This is a genomic window from Kosakonia sp. Marseille-Q7440 (assembly GCF_965119485.1).
Window position 1 is genome coordinate 1,827,332 of record NZ_CBCPLT010000001.1, and the last position, 23,693, is coordinate 1,851,024.

26 protein-coding genes, 2 tRNA genes and 1 pseudogene are annotated in these 23,693 nt (G+C 56.8%); 14 read left to right on the plus strand and 15 right to left on the minus strand.

Translation table 11 applies throughout. From position 1 onward, the window contains the following. Window positions 1-33: 33 nt before the first annotated feature. The 3 genes from ACWPW2_RS08410 to mdtK form a co-directional block, all read right to left on the minus strand. A tRNA-Val gene (locus tag ACWPW2_RS08410) sits at window positions 34-110 on the minus strand. Window positions 111-122: 12 nt separating this feature from the next. Further along, window positions 123-199 (minus strand) — tRNA-Val (locus tag ACWPW2_RS08415). Window positions 200-349: 150 nt separating this feature from the next. Beyond that, a complete protein-coding gene (mdtK, locus tag ACWPW2_RS08420) occupies window positions 350-1,723 on the minus strand; it encodes an MdtK family multidrug efflux MATE transporter (protein ID WP_454122397.1) in 1,374 nt (457 codons plus the stop codon). Between the two features lie 268 nt (window positions 1,724-1,991). On the opposite strand from mdtK, the gene ACWPW2_RS08425 reads away from it, so the two are divergent. Beyond that, the gene (locus ACWPW2_RS08425; RefSeq protein ID WP_023481404.1) at window positions 1,992-2,630 is read left to right on the plus strand and encodes a riboflavin synthase; all 639 of its coding nucleotides are present in this window, start codon (window positions 1,992-1,994) and stop codon (window positions 2,628-2,630) included. Window positions 2,631-2,698: 68 nt separating this feature from the next. On the opposite strand, the gene cfa is transcribed toward ACWPW2_RS08425, so the two are convergent. Then, window positions 2,699-3,847, minus strand: coding sequence for a cyclopropane fatty acyl phospholipid synthase (gene cfa, locus ACWPW2_RS08430; protein ID WP_454122399.1), 1,149 nt, complete (start codon window positions 3,845-3,847; stop codon window positions 2,699-2,701). Window positions 3,848-4,144: 297 nt separating this feature from the next. Further along, window positions 4,145-5,341: a purine nucleoside transporter PunC gene (gene punC, locus ACWPW2_RS08435; RefSeq protein WP_454122401.1), complete on the minus strand. Its 1,197-nt coding sequence runs from the start codon at window positions 5,339-5,341 to the stop codon at window positions 4,145-4,147. A gap of 112 nt (window positions 5,342-5,453) precedes the next feature. On the opposite strand from punC, the pseudogene punR reads away from it, so the two are divergent. Then, window positions 5,454-6,387, plus strand: a pseudogene (gene punR / locus ACWPW2_RS08440) (DNA-binding transcriptional activator PunR). Here the strand turns inward: punR and purR are convergent. Beyond that, window positions 6,384-7,409, minus strand: coding sequence for an HTH-type transcriptional repressor PurR (gene purR, locus ACWPW2_RS08445; protein WP_023481848.1), 1,026 nt, complete (start codon window positions 7,407-7,409; stop codon window positions 6,384-6,386). The pseudogene punR and the gene purR sit on opposite strands and share 4 nt — an antisense overlap. A gap of 297 nt (window positions 7,410-7,706) precedes the next feature. Between purR and cydH the strand changes: the two genes are divergently transcribed. Then, window positions 7,707-7,796 carry a cytochrome bd-I oxidase subunit CydH gene (gene cydH / locus ACWPW2_RS08450; RefSeq protein ID WP_094192965.1) on the plus strand — a complete coding sequence of 30 codons (90 nt, stop codon included), beginning with the start codon at window positions 7,707-7,709 and terminating at the stop codon, window positions 7,794-7,796. Window positions 7,797-7,962: 166 nt separating this feature from the next. Beyond that, window positions 7,963-9,132: an MFS transporter gene (locus ACWPW2_RS08455; RefSeq protein ID WP_312118858.1), complete on the plus strand. Its 1,170-nt coding sequence runs from the start codon at window positions 7,963-7,965 to the stop codon at window positions 9,130-9,132. 44 nt (window positions 9,133-9,176) lie between these two features. Here the strand turns inward: ACWPW2_RS08455 and ACWPW2_RS08460 are convergent, their stop codons facing one another. Continuing rightward, a complete protein-coding gene (locus ACWPW2_RS08460; RefSeq protein WP_023481630.1) occupies window positions 9,177-10,022 on the minus strand; it encodes a C40 family peptidase in 846 nt (281 codons plus the stop codon). Between the two features lie 333 nt (window positions 10,023-10,355). Here ACWPW2_RS08460 and ACWPW2_RS08465 point away from each other — a divergent pair, with 333 nt between their 5' ends. The 3 genes from ACWPW2_RS08465 (at window position 10,356) to ACWPW2_RS08475 (ending at window position 11,873) form a co-directional block, all read left to right on the plus strand. Next, window positions 10,356-10,700: a Grx4 family monothiol glutaredoxin gene (locus tag ACWPW2_RS08465; RefSeq protein ID WP_023481856.1), complete on the plus strand. Its 345-nt coding sequence runs from the start codon at window positions 10,356-10,358 to the stop codon at window positions 10,698-10,700. A gap of 227 nt (window positions 10,701-10,927) precedes the next feature. Continuing rightward, a complete protein-coding gene (locus ACWPW2_RS08470; RefSeq protein WP_454122405.1) occupies window positions 10,928-11,446 on the plus strand; it encodes an omptin family outer membrane protease in 519 nt (172 codons plus the stop codon). Between the two features lie 31 nt (window positions 11,447-11,477). Then, window positions 11,478-11,873 carry an omptin family outer membrane protease gene (locus ACWPW2_RS08475; RefSeq protein WP_454122407.1) on the plus strand — a complete coding sequence of 132 codons (396 nt, stop codon included), beginning with the start codon at window positions 11,478-11,480 and terminating at the stop codon, window positions 11,871-11,873. 29 nt (window positions 11,874-11,902) lie between these two features. Here ACWPW2_RS08475 and rnt read toward each other — a convergent pair whose 3' ends face one another. The 4 genes from rnt to ACWPW2_RS08495 all read right to left on the minus strand — a co-directional run bounded on the left by rnt (window position 11,903) and on the right by ACWPW2_RS08495 (window position 14,901). Continuing rightward, complete coding sequence (rnt, locus tag ACWPW2_RS08480; RefSeq protein ID WP_023481488.1) at window positions 11,903-12,559, minus strand: ribonuclease T; 657 nt, start codon at window positions 12,557-12,559, stop codon at window positions 11,903-11,905. A gap of 91 nt (window positions 12,560-12,650) precedes the next feature. Then, window positions 12,651-13,058: a lactoylglutathione lyase gene (gene gloA, locus ACWPW2_RS08485; protein ID WP_023481879.1), complete on the minus strand. Its 408-nt coding sequence runs from the start codon at window positions 13,056-13,058 to the stop codon at window positions 12,651-12,653. A 95-nt stretch (window positions 13,059-13,153) separates the two neighbouring features. Next, window positions 13,154-14,248 carry an alkene reductase gene (gene nemA, locus ACWPW2_RS08490; RefSeq protein ID WP_023481761.1) on the minus strand — a complete coding sequence of 365 codons (1,095 nt, stop codon included), beginning with the start codon at window positions 14,246-14,248 and terminating at the stop codon, window positions 13,154-13,156. A 56-nt stretch (window positions 14,249-14,304) separates the two neighbouring features. Next, window positions 14,305-14,901 (minus strand): TetR/AcrR family transcriptional regulator, encoded by a 597-nt coding sequence (locus ACWPW2_RS08495; RefSeq protein WP_454122410.1) that lies wholly within the window; start codon window positions 14,899-14,901, stop codon window positions 14,305-14,307. Between the two features lie 108 nt (window positions 14,902-15,009). Between ACWPW2_RS08495 and ACWPW2_RS08500 the strand changes: the two genes are divergently transcribed. From ACWPW2_RS08500 to sodC, 3 genes are all read left to right on the plus strand, one after another. Beyond that, a complete protein-coding gene (locus ACWPW2_RS08500; protein WP_161629349.1) occupies window positions 15,010-15,261 on the plus strand; it encodes a DUF1289 domain-containing protein in 252 nt (83 codons plus the stop codon). A 48-nt stretch (window positions 15,262-15,309) separates the two neighbouring features. Beyond that, complete coding sequence (locus ACWPW2_RS08505; protein WP_454123610.1) at window positions 15,310-16,206, plus strand: aldo/keto reductase; 897 nt, start codon at window positions 15,310-15,312, stop codon at window positions 16,204-16,206. Window positions 16,207-16,284: 78 nt separating this feature from the next. Continuing rightward, a complete protein-coding gene (gene sodC, locus ACWPW2_RS08510; RefSeq protein ID WP_124968456.1) occupies window positions 16,285-16,806 on the plus strand; it encodes a superoxide dismutase [Cu-Zn] SodC in 522 nt (173 codons plus the stop codon). Here sodC and ACWPW2_RS08515 read toward each other — a convergent pair. Genes ACWPW2_RS08515 through ACWPW2_RS08525 form a run of 3 tightly spaced genes read right to left on the minus strand, consistent with a single transcriptional unit; the run spans window position 16,799 to window position 19,922 of the window. Continuing rightward, entirely contained in the window at window positions 16,799-18,811 is a 2,013-nt protein-coding gene (locus tag ACWPW2_RS08515) for an FUSC family protein (protein ID WP_454123612.1), read from the minus strand. The genes sodC and ACWPW2_RS08515 overlap by 8 nt on opposite strands. Window positions 18,812-18,819: 8 nt before the next feature. Beyond that, window positions 18,820-19,683, minus strand: a complete 864-nt coding sequence (locus ACWPW2_RS08520; protein ID WP_454122413.1) for an efflux RND transporter periplasmic adaptor subunit — start codon at window positions 19,681-19,683, stop codon at window positions 18,820-18,822. Window positions 19,684-19,685: 2 nt separating this feature from the next. After that, window positions 19,686-19,922, minus strand: coding sequence for a DUF1656 domain-containing protein (locus ACWPW2_RS08525; RefSeq protein ID WP_454122415.1), 237 nt, complete (start codon window positions 19,920-19,922; stop codon window positions 19,686-19,688). Window positions 19,923-20,076: 154 nt separating this feature from the next. Between ACWPW2_RS08525 and slyA the strand changes: the two genes are divergently transcribed. Further along, window positions 20,077-20,517 (plus strand): transcriptional regulator SlyA, encoded by a 441-nt coding sequence (gene slyA, locus ACWPW2_RS08530; protein WP_454122417.1) that lies wholly within the window; start codon window positions 20,077-20,079, stop codon window positions 20,515-20,517. An 89-nt stretch (window positions 20,518-20,606) separates the two neighbouring features. Here slyA and slyB read toward each other — a convergent pair whose 3' ends face one another. Further along, window positions 20,607-21,074 carry an outer membrane lipoprotein SlyB gene (gene slyB / locus ACWPW2_RS08535; RefSeq protein ID WP_023481629.1) on the minus strand — a complete coding sequence of 156 codons (468 nt, stop codon included), beginning with the start codon at window positions 21,072-21,074 and terminating at the stop codon, window positions 20,607-20,609. Between the two features lie 282 nt (window positions 21,075-21,356). Here slyB and anmK point away from each other — a divergent pair, with 282 nt between their 5' ends. The 3 genes from anmK (at window position 21,357) to pdxH (ending at window position 23,606) form a co-directional block, all read left to right on the plus strand. After that, the gene (anmK, locus tag ACWPW2_RS08540; protein ID WP_454122420.1) at window positions 21,357-22,481 is read left to right on the plus strand and encodes an anhydro-N-acetylmuramic acid kinase; all 1,125 of its coding nucleotides are present in this window, start codon (window positions 21,357-21,359) and stop codon (window positions 22,479-22,481) included. 91 nt (window positions 22,482-22,572) lie between these two features. Then, on the plus strand, window positions 22,573-22,893 hold the full coding sequence (mliC, locus tag ACWPW2_RS08545; protein ID WP_124968452.1) for a C-type lysozyme inhibitor: 321 nt from the start codon (window positions 22,573-22,575) through the stop codon (window positions 22,891-22,893). Window positions 22,894-22,949: 56 nt separating this feature from the next. Next, entirely contained in the window at window positions 22,950-23,606 is a 657-nt protein-coding gene (gene pdxH / locus ACWPW2_RS08550) for a pyridoxamine 5'-phosphate oxidase (RefSeq protein WP_313162143.1), read from the plus strand. Window positions 23,607-23,693 lie beyond the last annotated feature (87 nt).

A 23,693-nucleotide genomic window follows, 5' to 3' on the forward strand; every position in this document is an offset into this window, starting at 1 on the left:
AATAAAGGGGATAAAACAGAGAGTAACAACGAATGGTGCGTCCGAGTGGACTCGAACCACCGACCCCCACCATGTCAAGGTGGTGCTCTAACCAACTGAGCTACGGACGCACTGAAGAAGAATGGTGCGTTCAATTGGACTCGAACCAACGACCCCCACCATGTCAAGGTGGTGCTCTAACCAACTGAGCTATGAACGCAATGTTGTGGTTGACAACGGGGACGAATATTAGCGGCAGCCCGCAGATGTGGCAAGCGGAAAATGGCAGATTTCTTACTGAATTCACTCGATTGCGGAACAACTGAGCAAAACGCGCTGAAAGTAGCCGCCCGCAGGCGGCTACAGCGGTTTAGCGTGCCGCGCGCTGCAAAATACGGCTCGAAGGCTGGCGCTGCAAATGACGCATGCGCAGCATCATCAACACTGCCGCCGAGGTGAGGCCAATAATAAAGCCCATCCAGAAACCTGCCGGACCCATTGGTGCGACCACCAGATCCGTCAGCGCCAGAATGTAGCCAGTCGGCAGCCCCAGCACCCAGTAGGCGATAAAGGTAATAAAGAAGATCGAGCGCGTATCTTTATAGCCACGCAGGATACCGCTGCCGATTACCTGAATCGAATCAGAGATCTGATAGATTGCCGCCAGCATCATCAGATGCGATGCCAGCGCCACCACTTCCGGGTTGTCGTTATAGAGCAGGGCGATCTGTTCGCGCATCAGCACCGTAAACACCGCGGTAATAGCCGCCATGCAAACGCCGACCATCAACCCGGTACGCGCCGAGGTTTTGGCATCAATCGTTGAGCCCTGGCCGAGGCGGAAGCCGACGCGAATGGTGACCGCCGCCGCCAGCGACATCGGCAACACGAACATCAGTGAACTGAAGTTAAGCGCAATCTGGTGCCCGGCAACATCGACAATGCCGAGAGGCGAGACCAGCAGCGCGACCACGGCAAACAGGGTCACTTCGAAAAAGAGCGCCAGCGCAATCGGCAAGCCAAGCTGGGTCAGCCGTTTCAGCACTGCCATATCGGGTCGTGCGAAGCGGGCAGCATGTTTAATGTCGCGCATGGCACCGGCGTGTTTCACGTAGAGGCGCATAAAGATAAACATCACCCAGTAGACCGACGCGGTCGCCACGCCGCAGCCGACGCCGCCCAGCTCCGGCATACCGAAACGGCCATAGATAAAGGCGTAGTTAACCGGAATATTGACCAGCAGGCCGATAAAGCCCATCACCATGCCGGGTTTGGTTCGCGCCAGCCCTTCGCACTGGTTGCGCAACACCTGGAAGAAGAGGTAGCCCGGTGCGCCCCACATCAGCGCGCGTAAAAAGTGGACCGCTTTATCGGCCATCAGCGGGTCGATGTTATGCATGGCGCGAATAATATGACCGGCGTTCCACAGCACAATCATAATCAGCACCGATACGGCACCCGCCAGCCAGAACCCCTGGCTAACCTGATGGGCAATGCGATCGCGACGTCCGGAACCATTCAGCTGCGCAATAACCGGCGTCATCGCCAGCAGCAGGCCGTGACCAAAAAGAATCGCGGGAAACCAGATAGAGGTACCGATGGCGACCGCAGCCATATCCGTGGCGCTATAGCCCCCGGCCATCACGGTATCGACGAAGCCCATCGCCGTCTGGGCAACTTGCGCAAAAATCACCGGCAGGGCAAGTGCCAGTAATTGACGCGCCTCTGTTACATACTTCTGCACGCGAACACCTATATATTGTTGTTATAAGAGAGAATGGAAATACTTAAGAGAAAGGAGTTATATCCTTGTGCGACAAAAAATGCCGCACTGCGATAGGTGCGACATCTGCTCAAATAGTACCTGTTAACGCCTCTTTTTGCCACGTTATCCATAAATCAAAATTATCTTTCGCCGCAAAGCGGGCTTCAGGCTGGCAAGGGAATTTTTCACCTGTTATTGTGCGTGAAGCACACGGTAATGCCGTAAGAATGAAACAGGAGTGATGATTATGTTTACGGGTATTGTACAGGGCACGGCAAAAGTGGTGTCGATTGACGAAAAACCGAATTTTCGCACCCACGTTGTTGAGCTGCCTGAAACGATGCTGGACGGAATTGAAACCGGGGCGTCCATTGCGCATAACGGCTGCTGTCTGACCGTCACCGAGATTAACGGTAGCCATATCAGCTTCGATTTGATGAAAGAGACGCTGCGTATTACCAACCTTGGCGAACTCGAAGTCGGGGATATCGTTAACGTTGAGCGCGCGGCGAAATTCAGCGATGAGATTGGCGGACATTTAATGTCGGGCCATATTATGTCGACCGCTGAAATCGTCAAAATCCTCGCCTCGGAAAATAACCGCCAGATCTGGTTTAAAGTGCAGGATCCGACGCTGATGAAATACATCCTTTATAAAGGATTTATCGGCATCGACGGTATCAGCCTGACGGTCGGCGAAGTCACCGCCACGCGTTTTTGCGTGCACCTGATCCCGGAAACGCTGCAGCGCACCACCCTGAGTGCCAAAAAGCTGGGCCAGCGCGTCAATATTGAGATCGATCCGCAAACCCAGGCCGTTGTCGACACCGTCGAGCGCGTACTGGCGGCAAAAGAGGCCGCTGTCGTGGTAAACGTCGTCGAATAATCCGACGCCGCAGAGAACAAAAAGCCGCAGCGTACCCGTTGCGGCTTTTTTGTTACTCAAACACGGTATTAACGCGCGACGCGCAGACCTTTCTCGACGCCGCGGCTAAATACCACCTGCCAGAGCTGAATGTCGCGGGCGCGAAACGCCCCGGCGCAGGCATTCAGATAGTAGCTGAACATGCGTTTAAACCGTTCGGAGTAGTTGTCGGCGATCTCCGGCCATGCGGCGAGAAAACGCCCATACCAGGCCATCAGCGTGCGGTCATAATCAGCGCCAAAGTTGTGCCAGTCCTCCATCACAAAGTGCGATTCACTGGCGGTGGCGATGTGGCGAACCGAGGGCAGGCAGCCGTTCGGGAAGATGTAGCGGTTGATCCACGGGTCAACATTGTTATCGGTCTGTCTGGAGCCGATGGTGTGGAGTAAAAAGAGGCCGTCCGGCTTCAGGTTTTTGTCGACCACATCAAAGTAGGTGGCGTAGTTTTTCGGCCCGACGTGTTCAAACATGCCGACGGAGACGATGCGGTCAAACTGATCGCGCAGATCGCGGTAGTCCTGCAAAAGAATATCCACATCCAGCCCGGCGCAGCGCTGTTGCGCCATTTTCTGCTGCTCTGCCGAAATAGTGACGCCGACCACGCGAACGCCATAGTGCTGTGCCATAAATTGCGCCAGGCCGCCCCAGCCGCAGCCGATATCCAGCACGCGCATGCCGGGCGTTAACTGCAATTTTTCACAAATAAGCCGCAATTTTGCCTGCTGCGCCTCGGCAAGGGTAGTCGCCTCTTTCCAGTAACCGCAGGAGTATTGCATTGCGGGGTCGAGCATGCGGGTAAAGAGATCGTTGCCGAGATCGTAGTGCTCTTTGCCGACAATCCACGCCCGCTTTTTACTTTGCAGGTTGAAGAGCCGGGCGGCGGCAATGCGCAGGGTATCTTTGAGATGGTGTGGAAGCTGTTTTTCCAGGCCGGCGCGCAGTACCTGGGTAAAGAAGATGTCCAGCCGTTCGCACTCCCACCAGCCGTCCATATAACTTTCGCCGAGTCCGAGCGATCCGTCCTGTAAAACGCGTTTGAAAAAATCAGGATTTTTCACCCGAATGTCTGCGGGAGCGGGGCCGTTGATACGAATACCTGCGCGGCCCAGCAGTTCGTTTGCTATACGGAACCAGTTGTCATCCCGCACGCTCACTTCTTCTATACACGATGAACTCATACCTTCTCCATCACGAATAGCGATCAGAACTCTACAAGCGTAGACGCTGGCAGAATTTGTGAGAAATCTCACGGTTTGCACCGTGAGGCTGATATCAGACGTAGAACAGAGGAAGGGAGAGACCCTTGCCAGAAAAGGCCCTCCTTGGGGAAACGAGCACGCTCCGGTGCCCGTTACTGCATAATATTTATCGTATTTATGAGATAGCCGAAAATTAGTATAGGCCTCAATATCAGGTGATTCAACTTGTCGCTAATAGCGTGCTAATTACGCCATCAGCGACAGTCCCGTCAGCAACTACCCGCGCGCGGAGGAGGGCTCACGCACCTCATCCTGCTCTTCGCCTGCGCGATGCTGAATGCCATAACCGAGTGCCGCGAGCAGCACCATGGCGAGCATCACGCTGGTGGTGGTCAGCAGCGGGGTAATGATCAGCCACGAGACGACAAGGCTTGCCAGGAAGCAGAGCCCCAGTTGCAGGGTATTCTGCAACGCCGCCGCGCGCCCCGTCGCCTGCGGGAAGGGACGCAGCGCCCGCGCAACCACGATAGGGTAAATAGCCCCGTTCGCCACCGCCATCAGGCAGAAGGGGATCATCAGCGCGGTCAGCGAGACGCCGGGAATAAAGCCGACTGCCCAGGTCGCCAGCACGCTCAGGGCGTAGCCACTCAGTAACCACGGTAACATGCGCGATCCCTGCCATTTTTGCAGCGCTGCGCGACAGCCGTAACCACCAATCAGGAAGGCGAACGTCTGCGGCACATAGCTCAGGCCAATCACCGACGGGCCATAGCCCATTTCGTGCAGGATAAACGGCGAGCCGGTAAGCCAGGCAAAGAAGCTGGCGGAGCAGGCGGCGTAGATCATCACGTTGCCACGATAATCACGGGCGCGCAGCAGATCGAGGAAGGTGAGCGCCTGCTGGTCGTGCGCCACTTTTTTTACCGGCGATTTGAGGCGGAAAGCCGGGATCATCAACACCACGGTGATGGCCAGCAGGGTGGCGAAAATTGCCTGCCATTCAATATGGGCCAGCAGCCAGGCACCGAGCAGCGGGGCCAGCGCCGGGGTGAAGCCGACCAGCGGCATAATGGTGGCGAAAATACGGTTAACGCGGTGCGCCGGATAGTGATCCGTTACCAGCGCCTGCCAGCTAACGGTAGCGGCACAGACGCCGACGGCCTGCACGAAACGCAGCACCAGCAGCCAGGTGGCGTCGCGCACCCAAAGGGTGCCAAGACAGCCCAGGGCGAAAATCGACAGCCCAATCAGCAGAATCGGTTTGCGACCATAGCGATCCGACAACGGCCCCCACAGCAGTTGTGCCACCGCGAACCCGGCGAGGAACAGACTCAGCGAGGCGCTGATCACGGCGGGAGAGGTGTTTAAATCTTGCTGAATCGCGCTGAAAGCGGGCAGGTACATGTCGGTGGCTAAAAAGCCCAGCACGCTTAAGCCCGCGAGCCAGACTAAAAATCCTTTGCCAGGTTGCATTCTCATTTCTCTTTAATTGCAGGTAATCAGGGTGGGGAAGTGTAAGGAGTGCTTTCCTGGTTGTGAAACGCTAATATTTGCACATTGGTTTCAAAAATTTTGCAGGCAGAATATGTGGTCAGAATACTCCCTTGAAGTGGTGGATGCCGTAGCGCGTAACGGCAGCTTTAGCGGCGCGGCGCAGGAGTTGCACCGCGTGCCTTCGGCGGTGAGCTACACCGTGCGCCAGCTGGAGGAGTGGCTGGCGGTGCCGCTGTTTATGCGCCGCCACCGCGATGTGGAACTCACCCCCGCCGGGGTCTGGTTTTTAAAGGAGGGGCGATCTGTTATCAAAAAAATGCTGATCACCCGCCAGCAGTGTCAGCAGATCGCCAATGGCTGGCGCGGCCAGTTGCCGATTGCTGTCGATAACATTGTGAAACCCGCGCGCACCCGGCAGATGATCGTCGATTTCTACCGTCACTTCAGCGATGTCGAGCTGGTTGTCTACCAGGAGGTGTTCAACGGCGTCTGGGATGCGCTCGCCGATGGCCGTGTTGAACTGGCGATTGGCGCTACGCAGGCGATCCCCGTCGGGGGGCGCTATGCTTTTCGCGATATGGGCACTTTGAGCTGGAAGTGTGTCGTCTCACGTCAGCATCCGCTGGCGCAGCTCGACGGTCCGTTAAGCGATGAGACGTTGCGCAACTGGCCGTCGCTGATTCAGGAGGATACCTCCCGCTCTTTGCCAAAGCGTATTACCTGGCTGCTGGATAACCAGAAAAGGGTGATGGTGCCTGACTGGGCCTCGTCGGAAGCGTGCCTGTCGGCGGGGCTTTGTGTGGGGATGGTGCCAGCCCATTTTGCCCGCCCGAGGCTCGATAGCGGTGACTGGGTGGCGCTTGAACTGGAAAACCCGTTTCCGGATGCCGCCTGCTGCCTGACATGGCAACAAAACGAGGCGTCACCTGCACTGAACTGGCTGCTCGATTACTTGGGGGACAGCGAAACGTTGAATAAGGAGTGGCTGCGGGAGCCGGAGTAAGGCTCCCGCGGGAGGGGATTAACGGCGGTAATCGCGGAAGGGGCCATCGGCCACCGAGCGGCGCTCCACCAGGCGCGGATGCACCTCAATCGACTGCGACTGTTCACGCTTATTCACAATGCGATCGAGCAGCATGGTGAATGCCGTTTCGCCCAGCGAGTCTTTCGGCTGATGAATCGTCGTCAAGGCCGGGGTAAAGAAGCGCGAGTTGCGCACGTTGTCATAGCCAATGACGGAGATATCCTGCGGCACGCGCAACCCCATCTCATCGGCGGCGCAGAGTGCGCCCATTGCCATAATGTCGCCGCCGCAGAAGACCGCGGTGGGGCGCGAGGACTGGCCGAGGATCTGCTGCATGGCGCGGTAGCCGGACTCCGGCTCAAAGTCGCCCTGCACAATCCAGTTCTCCGGCACGTTGATCATCGCCTCGTTCATCGCCTTCATAAAACCGGCAAGACGGCCTGCGCCGGTGTTGCGCTCCAGCGGACCCGGGATTACGCCGATATCGCGATGGCCGCGCTCGATCAGGTAACGGCCGGCCATATAGCCGCCCTGGAAGGCGTTATCGATCACCGAATCGGTGAAGTCCGCCTTCGATTCGCCCCAGTCCATCACCACCATCGGAATATGGCGATACTCCTCAAGCATGGTGAGCACGGTTTCCGGGTACTCAGAGCACATCACCAGCAGGCCATCGACACGCTTTTGCGCCATCATCGACAGATAGGCGCGCTGCTTCTCCTGGCTGTTCCAGGCGTTGCCGAGGATCAGCGTGTAACCCTTCTGGAAACACTTCTTCTCAACCGCTTCGATGATCTCGGCAAAGTAGGCCGCTTCACTGCTGGTTGCCAGCAGACCAATCGATTTGGTGTGATTCACTTTCAGGCTGCGCGCGACGGCGCTTGGCGAATAGTGCAGCTCTTTGATTGCCGCCCAGACGGCGTTGCGCGTCTCTTCGGCGACAAAACGGGTTTTGTTAATTACATGTGATACGGTTGTAGTGGAAACGTTTGCTCGTTTCGCGACATCTTTAATCGTTGCCATCAGATATTACTCCAGACCATATCGTAAGCTCCTGATAATTCTTGAGGTAAACGTTTGCCTTTAATCACCCTGAACCCATCAAAGTGAGTGCGGTACGCCGGGAAAACGACACTGGACGTCAGGAGGGGAGTCAATGGCCGGTACGCTAATAAATTTAGCGTCGAATTTTGTCTGATCTTGAGCAAAAGGGGAAGTATTAAAACGGTTCTGCTGCCAATTCGCGCAAGATTTTTCAGATAATTTGTGCAAAAATGCGCAGGCTCACTTTTTGTGGGGAAATTAAATGGAGAAAAATTGATGAGCACCGATCTTAAGTATTCACTCTTCACCACCGTCATCGTTCTGAGCCTGATCGTTTTCGGCGCGCTGACCGCTGCACTGCATTGATCTGATGCGAGGGAGAGCCCTCTCCCTCGGTTCTTGCGTCCCCATTGTTACCCGTTGCGCAATAAACTTTTCTCCGTACGCTCACTTCTGTTTTTTGTGACACCTGTCATACTTTTGCCTTTCGCGACCCGGTAGAGGGTCGGCATGTCCATTTCGGAGTCAAAAGATGAAAATAAATTTCCCCCTGCTTGCGCTGGCAATTGGTGCCTTTGGCATTGGCACCACTGAGTTTTCGCCGATGGGGTTACTGCCGGTGATTGCGCAGGGCGTTGGGGTCTCTATTCCGGCGGCGGGGATGCTGATCAGCGCCTACGCCATTGGCGTTATGGTGGGTGCGCCGCTGATGACGCTGCTGCTTTCCCATCGCGGTCGTCGTAATGCGCTGATTTTCTTAATGGCTATTTTCACCGTCGGCAATGTGCTCTCTGCCATTGCGCCGGATTACGCCACCCTGATGATCGCCCGTATTATCACCAGCCTTAATCACGGCGCGTTCTTCGGCCTTGGCTCGGTCGTTGCCGCAAGCGTTGTCGCGAAAGAGAAGCAGGCCAGCGCGGTGGCGACGATGTTTATGGGGCTGACTATCGCCAATATCGGCGGTGTGCCCGCCGCCACCTGGCTTGGGGAGACCATCGGCTGGCGCATGTCCTTTATGGCAACCGCCGGGCTTGGGGTGATCTCCATGGTCTCGCTCTTCTTCTCATTACCGAAAGGCGGCGCGGGCGCGCGACCCAACGTGCGCAACGAACTGGCGGTACTGATGCGCCCGCAGGTGCTGACGGCGCTGCTGACCACCGTGCTCGGTGCCGGGGCAATGTTTACCCTCTATACCTACATCTCACCGGTGTTGCGCACGCTGACGGATGCCACGCCGGTGTTTGTCACCGCCATGCTGGTGCTGATTGGCGTTGGTTTCTCGATTGGTAACTTTTTGGGTGGGAAACTGGCGGACCGCTCGGTAACCGGCACGCTGAAAGGCTTTTTACTGCTGCTGATTGCCATCATGCTGGCTATCCCGCTGCTGGCGCGCAGTGAGATCGGTGCGGCGATCGCCATGGTGGTGTGGGGCGCGGCAACCTTCGCGGTAGTGCCGCCGTTGCAGATGCGCGTGATGCGTGTTGCCCATGAAGCACCGGGGCTGTCGTCATCGGTCAATATTGGCGCCTTCAACCTCGGTAATGCCCTTGGCGCGGCGGCAGGCGGGGCGGTGATCTCCGGCGGCCTCGGCTACAGCTTCGTTCCGGTGATGGGGGCGATTATTGCCGGGCTGGGGCTGCTGCTGGTGCTCTTCTCCGGGCGTGATTCAGCGTCGCGCGTCTGCGCGGCAGCGGAGTAAGGCGAAGTAACACCTGCCGCGCGAGCGGCAGGTGGGAGAGGGGATTAGCGAATGGTTTTCGGCGTGACCACGCGGCGCGCACCAACATAGTGGCGCTGCCAGTAATCTTCGCTTAATGAAGTGACCTGAATATCCTGGCCGCTGCGCGGTGACTGGATAAATTTGCCGTTGCCAACGTAGACGCCAACGTGATCGGCGGTGCCGCGGCCCTGGGTGCGGAAGAAGACCAGATCGCCGCTCTCCAGTTCACGCAGGTTAACCGGTGAGGCATCACGCAGGTGATACATCTCATTGGCGGTACGCGGAATACGGAATTTCACCAGATCCTTATAGGCGTAATAGACTAGCCCGCTGCAATCAAAACCGGTTTTCGGCGAGGTACCGCCCCAGTGGTAGGGTTTGCCAAGCTGGTTCATCAGCTTCGACATCGCGGTTTTTTGCACTTTTTGCACGCGCAGTTTATGCACGTCTGCCAGCGTGCCCGCCTGGCTGCTTTTCACTTTAATACAGTGCGGCTTGTGGCCTTTGCGCGGCGTACACTTCTCAGTCCAGCTAACGGTTGCGGTTTTCTGTGAACTGGATGCTTTACGACGCGAGGGAGTTTTAGCGGTTTTCTGCGGGGTAGCGCTGTTTTTCTTTTTTATCGATTTGGTCGACGTTTTGGTTTTTGCGGTTTTTTTACTGCTGGCTTTTTCTGCTGGAGTGCCACTGCTTTTCTTTGCTGTTTTTGTAGAACTGTTTTTTTTCTTACGTTCGGATGCTTTCGCCAGATGTGTTTTTTGCACGGCCGAGGCTGGCGCTTGTTCAGAAGCGCTCGCTAATGGCGTGAAAGACAACGTGGTGAACAACAAAGCACAGAGCGTGATTGAAGCTTTTGGTATCCGCGCCACTGAGCAATCCCCTGTTAGGGCAGGCATCTATAATGCTTGCGTATGATTTAAAAAACTCGTCGATTCTAATCTATAAAAAGCCCAAACGTTAATACTGTTTTTGCATCTATAGCGTCGTTTCGTTAACAAGCGCAAAAAAACGAGCAAAACGTTTCGCTAAAAACGGATTTTCCGCCGCCTGAACCGCGCCGGGTTGGCTTAAGTCACCTTTACCTTATCGTGCCTGTAACACCTTAAATCCGCGCGCTGAATAAAATGTTATTTTCCGAAGCCAGCCTGACCCGCTACAATGTTCGATCTCTGCCGTAGAAGAAGTTGAAGGAAGCAAAGACAATGAGTGAGACTCTTGAGAAAATTCAGCGCCAGATCGCTGAGAACCCGATTCTGCTGTACATGAAAGGCTCGCCGAAACTGCCAAGCTGCGGTTTCTCCGCCCAGGCGGTACAGGCGCTCTCTGCATGCGGCGAGCGTTTTGCCTATGTGGATATTCTGCAAAACCCGGATATCCGTGCCGAACTGCCAAAATACGCAAACTGGCCAACCTTCCCGCAGCTATGGGTTGAGGGTGAGCTGGTTGGCGGCTGCGATATCATTATCGAAATGTATCAGCGTGGCGAATTGCAGCCGCTGATCAAAGAGGCTGCCGCTAAATATAAAGGCGTACCGGACGCCGAATAACCCGCAGTTATTGGCTCTGCCTGGAAAGGGCTCATGTTTCGACATGAGCCCTTTTTTATTGCCTGTCACCTGCTCACGGCGTGTTGACTTAACCAAAATTATTGGGTATTACTGTGCGGATTTAAGTGTAACCCATTGTTAATTATCCTATTTTAAGAATTTTGATAAACCCAGGCATGCTTTTTCTGATGACAAGCTGTGAACAGGATTGCCTTAATTCAGGATGAATGATGAAAAAAATAGACAAGATAATTACGTTGATGACGCTTCTCTTTGCTTTTTCAGTAACGGCTCAGCAGCAGCCGCTGGCAAGCAGGGAAGATGTGGTGACCACTCTCTCACTGGGCACCCTGAGCGGAACGGCGAAGGAGCGGGTCTACGATACCGATGAGGGCGGACGCAAAGTCAGCCAGCTAGACTGGCGCTATCGTCACGCTGTCGTGGTGCAGGGCTCTATCGAGTGGCCGGTGCAGTCATGGCTCACTGTCGGTGCGTCCGGATGGACAACTGTCGCGCACAGTGGCAGCAAGATGGATGATTACGACTGGCAGCAGGCATCGCAAACCCGATGGATCGACCATAGCTCTCACCCTCATACGTGGCTCAATTTCGCTAACCAGTGGGATCTCCATCTGACGGGCTGGCTCGTTCACCAGCCTGACTGGCGACTTGGCGTGATGGGCGGTTATCGGCAAAGCCGAACCAGCTTCACGGCGCACGGCGCACGGCGGCACGTTCAGCCGTAATAATGGCGCAAAGGTTGGCCGTTTCGATGATGTGAAAGTTCTCGGATATTCACAGCGTTTCAACATACCCTATGTTGGCCTGACCGGTCGTTATCGCTATGGCAATGTTGAAGCAGGAACCAGTCTGAAATATAGCCGCTGGGTAAGAGCGCAAGCGACAGACCAGCACTACTTACGCAGCATCACCTTCAGGGATACTACCCGGCACCAGCATAGCTTTTCCCTTTCGGCTAACGTCGGCTATTACGTCACGCAGCAGGTAAAGCTCTATCTGGAAAGCACGTGGGATCGCACGTTAAACAAAAAAGGGACCAATACCGCCATCTTCTCCAGGGACGGTACCTATGCGCGCGCCTCTTTCAAGGATAGCGCCGGGATAGAACACTCCGCGCTGCTCACCACCGCCGGGCTGGTCTACCACTTTTAATAAAAAACCGGTCAACAGACCGGTTTTTTTCAGGCTTCTGAATCGACTTCTGGCGTCGGCAGCGGCCAGCCGCCAAGCCGCTTCCAGCGGTTAACGATTTCACAAAACAGCCGTGCGGTCTGCTCCGTGTCATATAAGGCCGAGTGCGCCTGGGTAGCGTCAAAGTCGATACCGGCAGCCGCGCAGGCTTTAGAGAGCACGGTCTGACCCAGTGCCAGCCCGCTTAATGACGCGGTATCAAAGGTCACAAAGGGGTGAAACGGATTGCGTTTCATCGCCGCGCGCTCGGCGGCGGCCATCATAAAGCTGTGATCGAAGGTCGCGTTGTGCGCCACCATGATCGCACGGTTGCAGTTCTGCTCTTTCATCCCTTTGCGCACCAGTTTAAAAATGGCGTGCAGGGCGTCATATTCGCTCACCGCGCCGCGCAGCGGGTTCGTCGGGTCGATCCCATTAAACGCCAGCGCTTCTGGTTGTAAATTAGCTCCTTCGAATGGCTCAACGTGAAAGTGCAGGGTGCTGTCAGGCATCAGCCAGCCTTGCTCATCCATTTTTAACGTAACGGCGGCGACTTCCAGCAGGGCGTCGGTTTTGGCGTTAAACCCGGCGGTTTCAACATCGATTACCACAGGGTAAAAACCGCGAAAACGGTCGCACAGAGCAGTCAGTTGAGCATTATCGGACATCAGGATCTCTTGATAGGAAAAAAGGGCAGCGCATTATGGCAAATTTTACGGAAAGATGTAAAACAGCGGGCGCATTGCGCGCCCGGGGGGATCAGTGACCCAGACCGCGTCCGGCGTCTTTCTCTTCAATCAGTTCGATTTTGTAACCGTCCGGATCTTCAACGAAGGCGATAACCGTGGTGCCGCCTTTAACCGGGCCAGCTTCACGGGTGACGTTGCCGCCGTTTTTGCGGATCGCTTCGCAGGACTCCGCCGCGTTTTCTACGCTCAGCGCGATGTGACCATACGCCGTGCCCAGCTCATAGCTGTCGACACCCCAGTTGTAGGTCAGCTCAATCACCGCTTCTTCGCTCTCATCACCGTAACCGACAAAAGCCAGCGAATATTTGTACTCCGGGTTTTCGCTGGTGCGCAGCAGTTTCATGCCCAGCACGTTGGTGTAGAAATTGATTGAGCGTTGCAGGTCGCCGACGCGCAGCATGGTGTGAAGTAAGCGCATAATATCCTCTTTTATGAATGCGTTAACGTTCCGGTTCGAAACACGGTTTTAGTATAGCGGCCGATCCGGGCCGCTATCAAATCTCAATCCGCTTCTCAGAGAGAAGGGTAGTCGGTGTAACCTTCCGCGCCGCCGCCATAGAAGCTTTCCGGGCGCTGCGGGTTGAGTTCCGCTTTCAGCTGCAGGCGTTTTACCAGATCCGGGTTGGCGATATAGGCGCGGCCAAACGCCACGGCATCGATCAGCCCCTTGTTGATCAGGTCTTCCGCTTTCTCAACGCTGTATGCGCCAGCGCCGATAATCGGGCCGTGGAAGCGCGCACGCACTTTTTCACGGAACGTTTCGCTGTAGGGCTCACCGCCCGCCCAGTCCGGCTCGGACATGTGCAGGTAAGCGATACCGCGTTTACCCAGCTCTTCAATCAGATAGAGCGCGTCAGCTTCTTCGTTCGGGCCGTTGTCGGTGTTCTGGAAAGAGCCGATTGGCGAGACGCGAATACCGATGCGATCGGCGCTCCACTCTTCACACACCGCGTCAATCACTTCCAGCACCAGGCGCGCACGGTTTTCAACGCTGCCGCCATACTGGTCGGTACGCTGGTTAGCTGAAGGTGAAAGGAACTGGTGCAGCAGGTAACCGTGGGCAGAGTGCAGCTCAACCAGATCAAAACCAGCTTCGCGCGCATTGGCGACGGCCTGGCGGAAATCATTAACGATGCCCGGGATCTCATCGGTCTCCAGCGCGCGCGGCATGGAGGTATCTTCACGGGTGGCGTTGCCGTTTTCATCACGCAGCGAGGTACGGGTACCTGCGCTTATCGCAGACGGCGCAACCGGTGCGGCACCGCCCGGCTGTAAGCTGCTGTGAGAGATACGGCCGGTGTGCCACAGCTGAACCGCAATGCGGCCATCATCGGCATGGACTGCATCGGTGATCTTTTTCCATGCGGCAATCTGCTCGTCGCTGTGCAGACCCGGCGCACCCGCATAGCCTTTGGCCTGGGCGGAGATTTGCGTCGCTTCACTGATGATAAGCCCGGCGCTGGCGCGCTGGCGGTAGTACTCGGCCATCAGCGGCGTCGGAACATCGCCCGGTTCAATACTGCGCAGGCGCGTCAGGGGCGCCATCAACACGCGGTTCGGTACGGTAATGGCACCGACTTTCAACGGCGTAAATAATTTACTGGACATAAACAACTCCTGAATAGACCGGTCGACTAGTAAAAGATGAAATAAAAAGCCTGATGTTATTCAGGCCGGGTAATGATCTGCTGCGCATGCGCCAGCGCGCTTTCCAGCGGCACGGCACTGCGCGAAATTTTTGCCTGCAGATTTGCGCCGAGCCACAGAGCATATAACACCTGTGCCTGGGAGCGCGCTTCGCCGGCAAAGGCGAGGCTTTTATCCTCGCGTCCCTGTTCCAGCGCTTTAGCGAGCAGGGCGATAATCCCTCCCGCGCCGCGGTCCATGGCGGTGCGCATATCTTCCGAGAGATCGCACACTTCCGCCGAGAGCTTCACCGTCAGGCAGCCGCTGATGTGGCCCTGCTGGCAAAACTGATTCAGCGTCTCCTGATAATAGGCCAGCAATCTGTCGCGTGCCGTGCCCGGGCCGTTGGCAAAATGGTTCGCCAGCCGCTGGTGGTAACCCGCATAGTGGCGCTCAAGCAGCGCCACGCCAAACGCCTCTTTCGAGCGAAAGTAGTGGTAGAAGGAGCCTTTCGGCACTTCCGCCGTTTTCAGTAATTCGCTTAACCCCATGCCGGTAAAGCCGCGGTGCATACAGAGCTGCTCGCCGGTTGCCAGTAAGTGTTCGCGTGTGTCGTGTTCAGAATTCTTGCGCATCGACACACTCTAGCGGGCGAACTTTGTGATGGCAATTGGCGAACAATGCGTTTTTAACAGTTGCGCAATATCTCACCGCGGTCTTGAATGTAGAGAAAGCCTGCATCTATGGAGCGTCCATTGCCTGAACAACTGGAGTTTTTCCCGGTCCAGAGTCCGTGTCGCGGCATCTGCCAGTCAGATGAGCGCGGCTTTTGCCGTGGCTGTATGCGCAGCCGCGATGAGCGCTTTAACTGGCAAGCGATGAGCGACGCGCAAAAGCAGGAGGTGCTGCGCCTCTGCCGCCAGCGCTGGCAGCGTAAATTGCGCGCAATGCGTGACCAACCCCCGGAAGAACCTGATCAACCTTCGCTGTTTTAAGGGCAAAAATGGGTATACTCGGGGCAAATTACCTTCGAGGAAACCATGATGGTCCAGCGTATTGCCCTTGCGCCGCAAGGTCCTGAGTTCTCACGTTTTGTGATGGGTTACTGGCGTCTGATGGAGTGGAACTTTACCCCGCGCCAGCTGGTGAGTTTTATTGAAGCCCATCTCGATCTTGGCGTTACCACCGTCGATCATGCCGATATCTATGGCGGCTATCAGTGTGAAGCCGCCTTCGGCGAAGCCCTCAAACTTGCCCCGCATCTGCGCGCGCGTATGGAGATGGTCACTAAATGCGGCATCGCCACCACCGCGAAGCCGGAACACGCGCTCGGCCACTACATCACCGAGCGCGACCATATTATTCACAGCGCCGAGCAGTCCCTGCGCAACCTGGCGACCGATTATCTCGATCTGCTGTTGATCCATCGCCCGGATCCGTTGATGGATGCCGACGACGTTGCCGAAGCCTTTTTACAGTTGCACCAGAGCGGTAAAGTGCGCCACTTCGGCGTCTCCAACTTTACGCCTGCGCAATTCTCCCTGCTGCAATCACGGCTGCCGTTTACACTGGTCACCAATCAGGTGGAGATCTCGCCTGTGCACCAGCCGCTGCTGCTTGATGGCACGCTCGATCAGCTTCAGCAGTTGCGCATCCGCCCGATGGCGTGGTCCTGCCTGGGCGGCGGGCGCATCTTCAGCGATGCCGACTACCAGCCGCTGCGCGATGAGTTGCACCAGGTGGCAACGGAGCTGAACGCCGAAAATATTGAGCAGGTGATTTACGCCTGGGTGCTACGTTTACCCTCTTCGCCGCTGCCGATTATCGGCTCCGGCAAAATTGAGCGCGTGCGTTCATCTCTTGGCGCGCTCAATCTTCAGATGTCCCGCCAGCAGTGGTTCCGCATCCGTAAAGCGGCGCTCGGCTACGACGTGCCGTAAGCTAACGCTATGACCTCCCGGTGAAATCTGCCGCTCTGGCCTACACTTACAGAGCGAAAAAAATCCAACGGAGGTCATATGAAGCGTTTTAGTCTGGCAATGCTGGCTCTGCTCACCTGTGCGGGTGCGCAGGCCGCCAGTGAAGAAGTGCAGATGAACCTCGTTACCGCGCAGGGTGTCGGGCAGTCCGTCGGTAGCGTGAAGATCAGCGAAACCGATAAAGGGCTGGAGTTCGCGCCCGATCTCAATGCGCTACCGCCCGGCGAGCACGGTTTCCATGTCCATGCCAAAGGCAGCTGTCAGCCAGCAATGAAAGAGGGCAAGCCCTCTGCCGCTGAAGCCGCGGGCGGTCACCTCGATCCCCATAAAACAGGCAAACATGCAGGACCAGAGGGGGAAGGCCATTTAGGCGACCTGCCGGTGCTGGTGGTCAATAACGATGGCAAAGCGACCGATGCCGTTGTTGCGCCGCGTCTGAAAAAGCTGGATGAGGTGAAAGGCAAGGCGCTGATGATCCATGTCGGTGGCGATAACATGTCCGATCAGCCGAAACCGCTCGGCGGCGGCGGGGCGCGTTATGCCTGCGGCGTAATTAAGTAACCGGCTCGCTGATGGTACCTGGCGCAGGCGCGTTTTCCAGTTGGGCAAGCGCGCAGTAGAGACGCCAGATAAGCGAGGCGAGTTCGCGCGCGGCGGGCTGGTGATGCTGGCCCAGCGCCGCGCAAATCCGCTCTAACTCTGCGAGCGTGGCATTCAGCGATCGTTGCTGAACGCCGCGTTCGCTCATCACATCCCGCAGCAGCCCAATTGCGCGATCGCGCACCCGGCTCAACGGGTCAGAACGCGTTTCCCAGTCACGCAGTTGCCACACCACATGCGAGCAGTTGAGCAGCACCACGCCCCAGCGCAACAACCAGCGCCGCGCCTGCGCATCCTGGCTGTTACTAAGCTGGCTAATGTGGTGATAAACAACCGACTCATATTGGTGTTCCTGCAACCTTGGCGCGCGGCTCAGCTGGTCAACAAAATGGCGGCGCAGGGCGCGAATATGGCGACGGCCTTTACGCGCATCCGACCCCGGTCGCAGCACCGCAAAGGCAAGCCAGGCCAGCGCCACACCGAGGATTTTTGCCAGATCGGCATTGAGAAAATCGGCAAAATCAAACACCGGCGGGTCGCTCACCGCGATAAACGAACCCATAAAGACAATCAACTGCCCCCACAGCCCGGCGCGCTTTGGCATTTGAAGCTTGAGCAATTGCAGGGTGGTAAGCAGTGGAAAGAGAAACAGCAGAAACAGCGCCAGCGCGTTGATCTGCACCATCAGGCCAAATTTCACCACAAAGCTGAACAACGTCAGCAGGGCAAGCGTGCGCAACAGCAGGGTTAAAGAGTTAAACGGCGCAGGCGAAACGGAGTAGAGCACGCAGCTGATCGCTGCCAGCGTCAGCGCGGCGGAGCCATGCTCCCACTGCGCGCTGAGACTCCATGCTCCGACCATGATCAGCGCGACAAAGGTTCTCAGCCCGCTCCACAACGCCTCGGCATTGTCGATATTGCGCATTAACGCCGGGCTGCGCGGCGGCAGCGCTTCGCTTACCGGCGAGGCGTTTTCCAGCTGGCGTAACCAGCGGCTGCTGGCGAGGTATAAACGGCAGAAGTAGCGCAGCCGCTGCCAGAAAGCGTGATGGCGATAGTCAGCGTCCGGCGCAGGTGCCAGCGGAGCAATAATGCGGGCGACCGTTAGCGCATCGGCATCGTGATGCGCCAGCTCTGCCAGCAGTTGCTCAAGCACCGGGCGCAGCGTGGCAGGCGCGTCGGGCCAGTTGAGCATCATTCGCCGCAGGCTGGAGATGACGCTGGTCATGCGCAACTGCTGATGGAGCAGCCAGGTGAGCACGCGGTTTTGGCGGCGAAAGCGATAGTGGCTCCAGAAGGCCTGAATGCGCAGCAGGTTCGTGGTGAGGATCTGCCCAATCAGGCTCTCATGTGCGTTGCGGATGGCGTCGTTTGTTTCGGCTTGCCAGAGCAGGCTGGCGTGCTCCAGCAGCCGGGCATGCATCCTTCTTAGCGCGGCGAGCAGCGTCGGGCCATCGGCAGTGCCAGGCAGGATCATCATCATCAGGCCGCCGCACAGAATGCCGAGAATCACCTCGCAGACGCGTGCCTGGGCGATGTCCCACAATTCGGTAATTTCAGTGATATTGGTCATTGCAAAGGCGATGATGGCGGCGGTGTAACCCGCCAGTTGAAAGGCGTAGGCGACATTGTTCGTGAACTGGGCGCAGGCCCAGGTACAGAAGGCTATCCAGCCCGCCATGGCAAACAGAAAAAGCCACGGATCGTTAAGGGTTTGCCCGGCGATAATCAGTGCGGCGCACGCCCCAAGCAGGCTACCGGCAATGCGCCCGAGGCTTTTGCTGATCACACCCCCGACGGTGGGAAAACTGACCACCGCCGCAGAGGTCATCGCCCAGTAGGGCTCATCCAGATTGAGCGCATAGGCAAGCGTCAGCGCCAGGCACATGGCAATGCCGTTACGCAGTGCGTAGCGCCACTGTCCGCCGGTCGCCTTGACCCACGGCAGGTTTTGCCACAGCAGCATTAGCCTGCTCACGGCTGTTCGCTGATGGTCACGGTGCAGGTGGTGCCGGCCACCAGCGTCATATCCTGCGGCAGGGCGTCAAACTGAATGCGTACCGGCACACGCTGCGCCAGCCGCACCCATGGAACCGTCGGTTTTATATCCGCCACCAGCCCGCTGTCCGCCTCCACGCTCTGATCATAAATGGCGCGACCAACGCTGGATACGTGACCCTGTAACGTTTTGTTGCTGCTGTAGAGCACAATCTTCGCTGCGGCACCTTCACGAATATGGCGCAGTTTGGTCTCTTCGAAATAGCCGACGACATAAAACGAGTGGCTGTCGACCAGCGCAAATACCGGCTGACCGGCAGTGGCGTAGTTGCCCGTGCGCGCAGAGAGGTTAGTCACCCAGCCATCAACCGGCGCGGTAACGCGGGTTTGCGCCAGCTGCCATTTCGCCTGGTTAAGCTGCGCCGTGGCGACGGCGACATCGGCCTGCGCCGCTTTGACGCCAATATTGGCGGTGTCGAGGTCTTCAGCCGAAATGTAGTTATGTGAGAGGTGGCGGCGGCGGTTGGCTTCGTTGTTAGCTTTTGCCAGCTCCGTTTGCGCCTTCGCCAGTTGCCCTTCGGCATTCACTACCGCGATGTGATAAGGGGTATCGTCAAGCAGAAACAGCAGATCGCCTGCGTGAACATACTGGTTATCTTTCACCGCCAGCTGGCGAATGCTGCCGGAGACCTGCGGCGTGATGCTCACCTGCTCGGCGCGCACTTTGCCATCCCGCGTCCAGGGCGACTGCATATAGACATTCCACATCCACCAGCCTGCGGCCAGCGCAATCGCCACGACCAATAACGTTGAGAAATACTTCAGTGAGTTAAGCCGCATCGTTACCACACCATCAACAGGCCGAGCGCGAGGCTCAGCGCAATCACAAAGAGGGAGAGATCCATCAGCATCGGGTGCCAGATGTCGCCCGCGCAGATCCAGTCGCGCAGCAGGCGGTGCGCCATCAGCCAGATAAGAAAACCCAGCATCACGGCTTTGAAGAGCGGCGGAAAATAGACCGAGGCGCCAAAGATAAGATCCTGGAAGGGTAAATCGGGAGAACTTGAGGTTAACTTCACGCGTCACTGTCCTGTTTAAAATAAGTGCGCCAGCGCGCGGAAAGCGGCGCGGCACAAGCCCTGGCGAGGCGAGCAATATATTTGTTTTACAAATATAAATGCTGCAAACTATTCTAAAATGAGTATAATAACTTAGCAAACTAATTATAAGGAGATGAAATTGGAATCGCCATTAGGTTCTGATCTGGCACGCTTAGTGCGCATTTGGCGTGCTTTGATTGACCATCGCCTAAAACCTCTGGAATTAACGCAGACACACTGGGTGACGCTGCACAATATTCATCAGTTACCGCCCGACCAGTCGCAAATTCAACTGGCAAAAGCGATCGGCATTGAGCAGCCTTCACTGGTGCGCACGCTCGATCAACTGGAAGAGAAGGGCCTGATTTCTCGCCAGACTTGCGCCAGCGATCGGCGGGCAAAACGCATTAAATTGACTGACAAAGCGTCGCCTATCATCGATCAGATGGAGACGGTAATTCGTAAGACCCGGGGTGAGATTTTATCCGGGTTCTCTGCGGAGGAGCTTGAGATGTTGATTAAGATGATCGCCCGGCTGGAGCACAATATTACCGACCTCCAGTCGCGAGACTAAAAGCAAAAAGCCTTGCAATCGCAAGGCTTTTTTTATGCCAGTTAAGGGCAGGCTTATGCGGCCATCAGCATGACCGCACACGCTTATGATTAACGCGGGGAAACGGTAATTTCGCGGCCGTTGCTCGCCATCACGACGCGCTGACCTGCAACGTACTGGGTTTTACCCTGTTTCTGCACCACCATGATGGTGTTGCCGTCATCTTTACGAATTTCCAGCTCCACGCCCTGGGTTTTGTTCATCGCACCCTGCGCGGATTGACCCGCAACGCCACCGGCTACAGCGCCTGCGGCGGTTGCCAGCGAACGACCTGCGCCGCCGCCAATGGTGTTGCCCAGGAAACCACCCAGTACGGCACCGCCCAGCGCACCGATAACATTGCTGTCATCACCGCCCTGAATCTGCACCGGACGAACGTTAACCACGGTGCCGTAAGTGACATTTTGCACCTGTTTGGCTTCGGATGCAGAGTAGACGTCGCCGGAGAGCGAGTCGTTATTCACACACCCAGCCAATGTAAAACCAACCAGCGAAACTGCCAGTGCACGTAACATCATTTATGAATCTCCTGTTCACCATGAAACGCCCTTGCGAGCATCCGTCATGGCTAAATTATATGGCATATTCGCAATGCCACTCGAATCTTCAGCCAATTCCCGAAAAAAATGATACACAAAGCGCGATCAACCCGATCTAAACGAAGCGATTATAAGCGTACTTTGCGCCATTTACACTTAAGCAGAAGGGTGAGGATTGTTAAAAAGTATTTGCAGTCGATGGCGTAAACGGACGCTTTATGGTGGAGTGGAGCCTCTTTGCCATACATTAAAGGAAGGGGTATGAAATCAGGTCGCTATATTGGGGTGATGTCGGGCACCAGCCTGGACGGGGTGGATGTGGTGCTGGCCGCCATAGACGACACCATGGTCGCGCAGCAGGCAAGCCTGACCTTTCCCATTCCGCTGCCGCTGAAAGAGGGGATCCTGAGCATCTGTCAGGGGCAGGAGCTGACCCTCTCGCAGCTCGGTCGCCTCGATACGCAGCTCGGCAAACTCTTTGCCGATGCGGTATTAGCCCTGATGGACAGAGAGCAGCTCATTGCCCAGGATATCGTGGCGATTGGCTGTCACGGCCAGACCGTCTGGCACGAACCGACGGGCGTGGCACCGCACACCTTGCAAATCGGCGATAACAACCAGATCGCCGCGCGTACCGGCGTTACCGTAGTGGGCGATTTTCGCCGCCGGGATATGGCGCTCGGCGGGCAGGGCGCGCCGCTGGTGCCCGCTTTTCATCACGCGCTGCTCGCGCACCCGGTTGAGCGGCGCATGGTGCTCAATATCGGCGGTATCGCCAATCTCTCACTCTTGATCCCAGGCCAGCCGGTCAGAGGTTTCGACACCGGGCCGGGCAATATGCTGCTTGATGCGTGGATCTGGCGTAATCAGGGCAAACCCTATGATGAGAACGCGCAGTGGGCGAGCGAAGGCAAAGTGATCCTGCCGCTGCTGCAAAGAATGCTGAGCGACCCCTATTTTGCCGAGCCGGCACCGAAGAGCACCGGGCGGGAGTATTTCAACGCCGCCTGGCTGGAGCGCCACCTTGTTCACTATCCGGGAGTTGCCGCCTGCGATGTACAGGCGACGCTGGTGGAGCTGACGGCGATCACCATCTCCGAACAGGTGTTACTCAGCGGTGGCTGCGAGCGGCTGCTGGTGTGCGGTGGCGGCAGCCGCAACCCGCTTTTAATGGCGCGTCTGGCAAGCCAGCTGCCGGGGATTGAAGTGGCACCAACGGATGATGCCGGGATCAGCGGCGACGATATGGAAGCGCTCGCCTTTGCGTGGCTTGCATGGCGCACGCTGGCGGGCTTGCCGGGCAATCTCCCCTCGGTGACCGGGGCGGCCGCACCAACGGTGCTGGGGGCGATCTTCCCGGCTAACCCATGGCAGAATCAGAGTTAACCGCATTCCACTTCAGGGGTACGCCGCTAGACTGACCGGGTTTAAGGAGGGCGCTTCGCTCTCCGTGACCAGGAGCGTCCCGGAGTATCCTATGAAAAAAATCCTTATCATCTGCCTGCCCGCGCTGCTCGCCGGATGCAGCTATTACAACCAGTTCGTCGAGCGCATGCACACCGACACTCTCGCCTATCAGTGCGATGAAAAGCCGCTGACCGTGAAGATTAACCAGACCCGCCAGCAGGCGAGTTTCGTGCTTGATAACCAGCAGCTAACACTTCAGCAGGGGCTCTCCGCCTCGGGCGCGCGTTACACCGACGGCGTGTACGTATTCTGGTCAAAAGGCGACGGTGCCACCGTCTATAAACGCGACCGCATCGTGTTAAACAACTGTCAGTTAATTCCGCAGCGTTGAGATTTTCACCGGGGGGCGCATAATAGCTCTCCCTGAGGACAACTTTCGCTAACGCCATGACTGATAACGATCAATTGCAGCACATTGCGCACCTGCGCCGTGAGTACACCAAAGGCGGTCTGCGCCGCGCCGATCTTCCCGCTGAACCCTTAACGCTCTTTGAGCGCTGGCTTGGCCAGGCGTGTGAAGCGCAGCTCGCTGACCCGACTGCCATGGTGGTCGCTACCGTCGATGAGCACGGGCAGCCTTATCAGCGCATCGTGCTGCTCAAGCACTACGACGAAAAAGGGCTGGTGTTCTACACCAACCTCGGCAGCCGTAAAGCGCAGCATCTGGAACATAACCCGGCCATCAGCCTGCTTTTTCCGTGGCACATGCTGGAGCGCCAGGTGATGGTGACCGGCAAAGCAGAGCGTCTCTCCACCCTTGAAGTGGTGAAGTATTTCCACAGCCGCCCGCGCGACAGCCAAATCGGCGCATGGGTCTCGAAGCAATCAAGCCGCATCTCCGCGCGCGGTATCCTCGAAAGCAAATTCCTCGAACTGAAACAGAAATTCCAGCAGGGCGAAGTGCCGCTGCCCAGTTTCTGGGGTGGCTATCGCATCCCGATTGAGCAGATGGAGTTCTGGCAGGGCGGCGCAAATCGCCTGCACGATCGTTTTTTGTACCAGCGTGAAAATGGTGCGTGGAAAATCGACCGTCTGGCACCGTAAAACGCCGAAAATGTTGTGATAAGCGCTGGTGCAACGTAGCCCGGCGCTTTATGCTATCTGCCCCCCTGAAGTATCCTTTCGCATCTG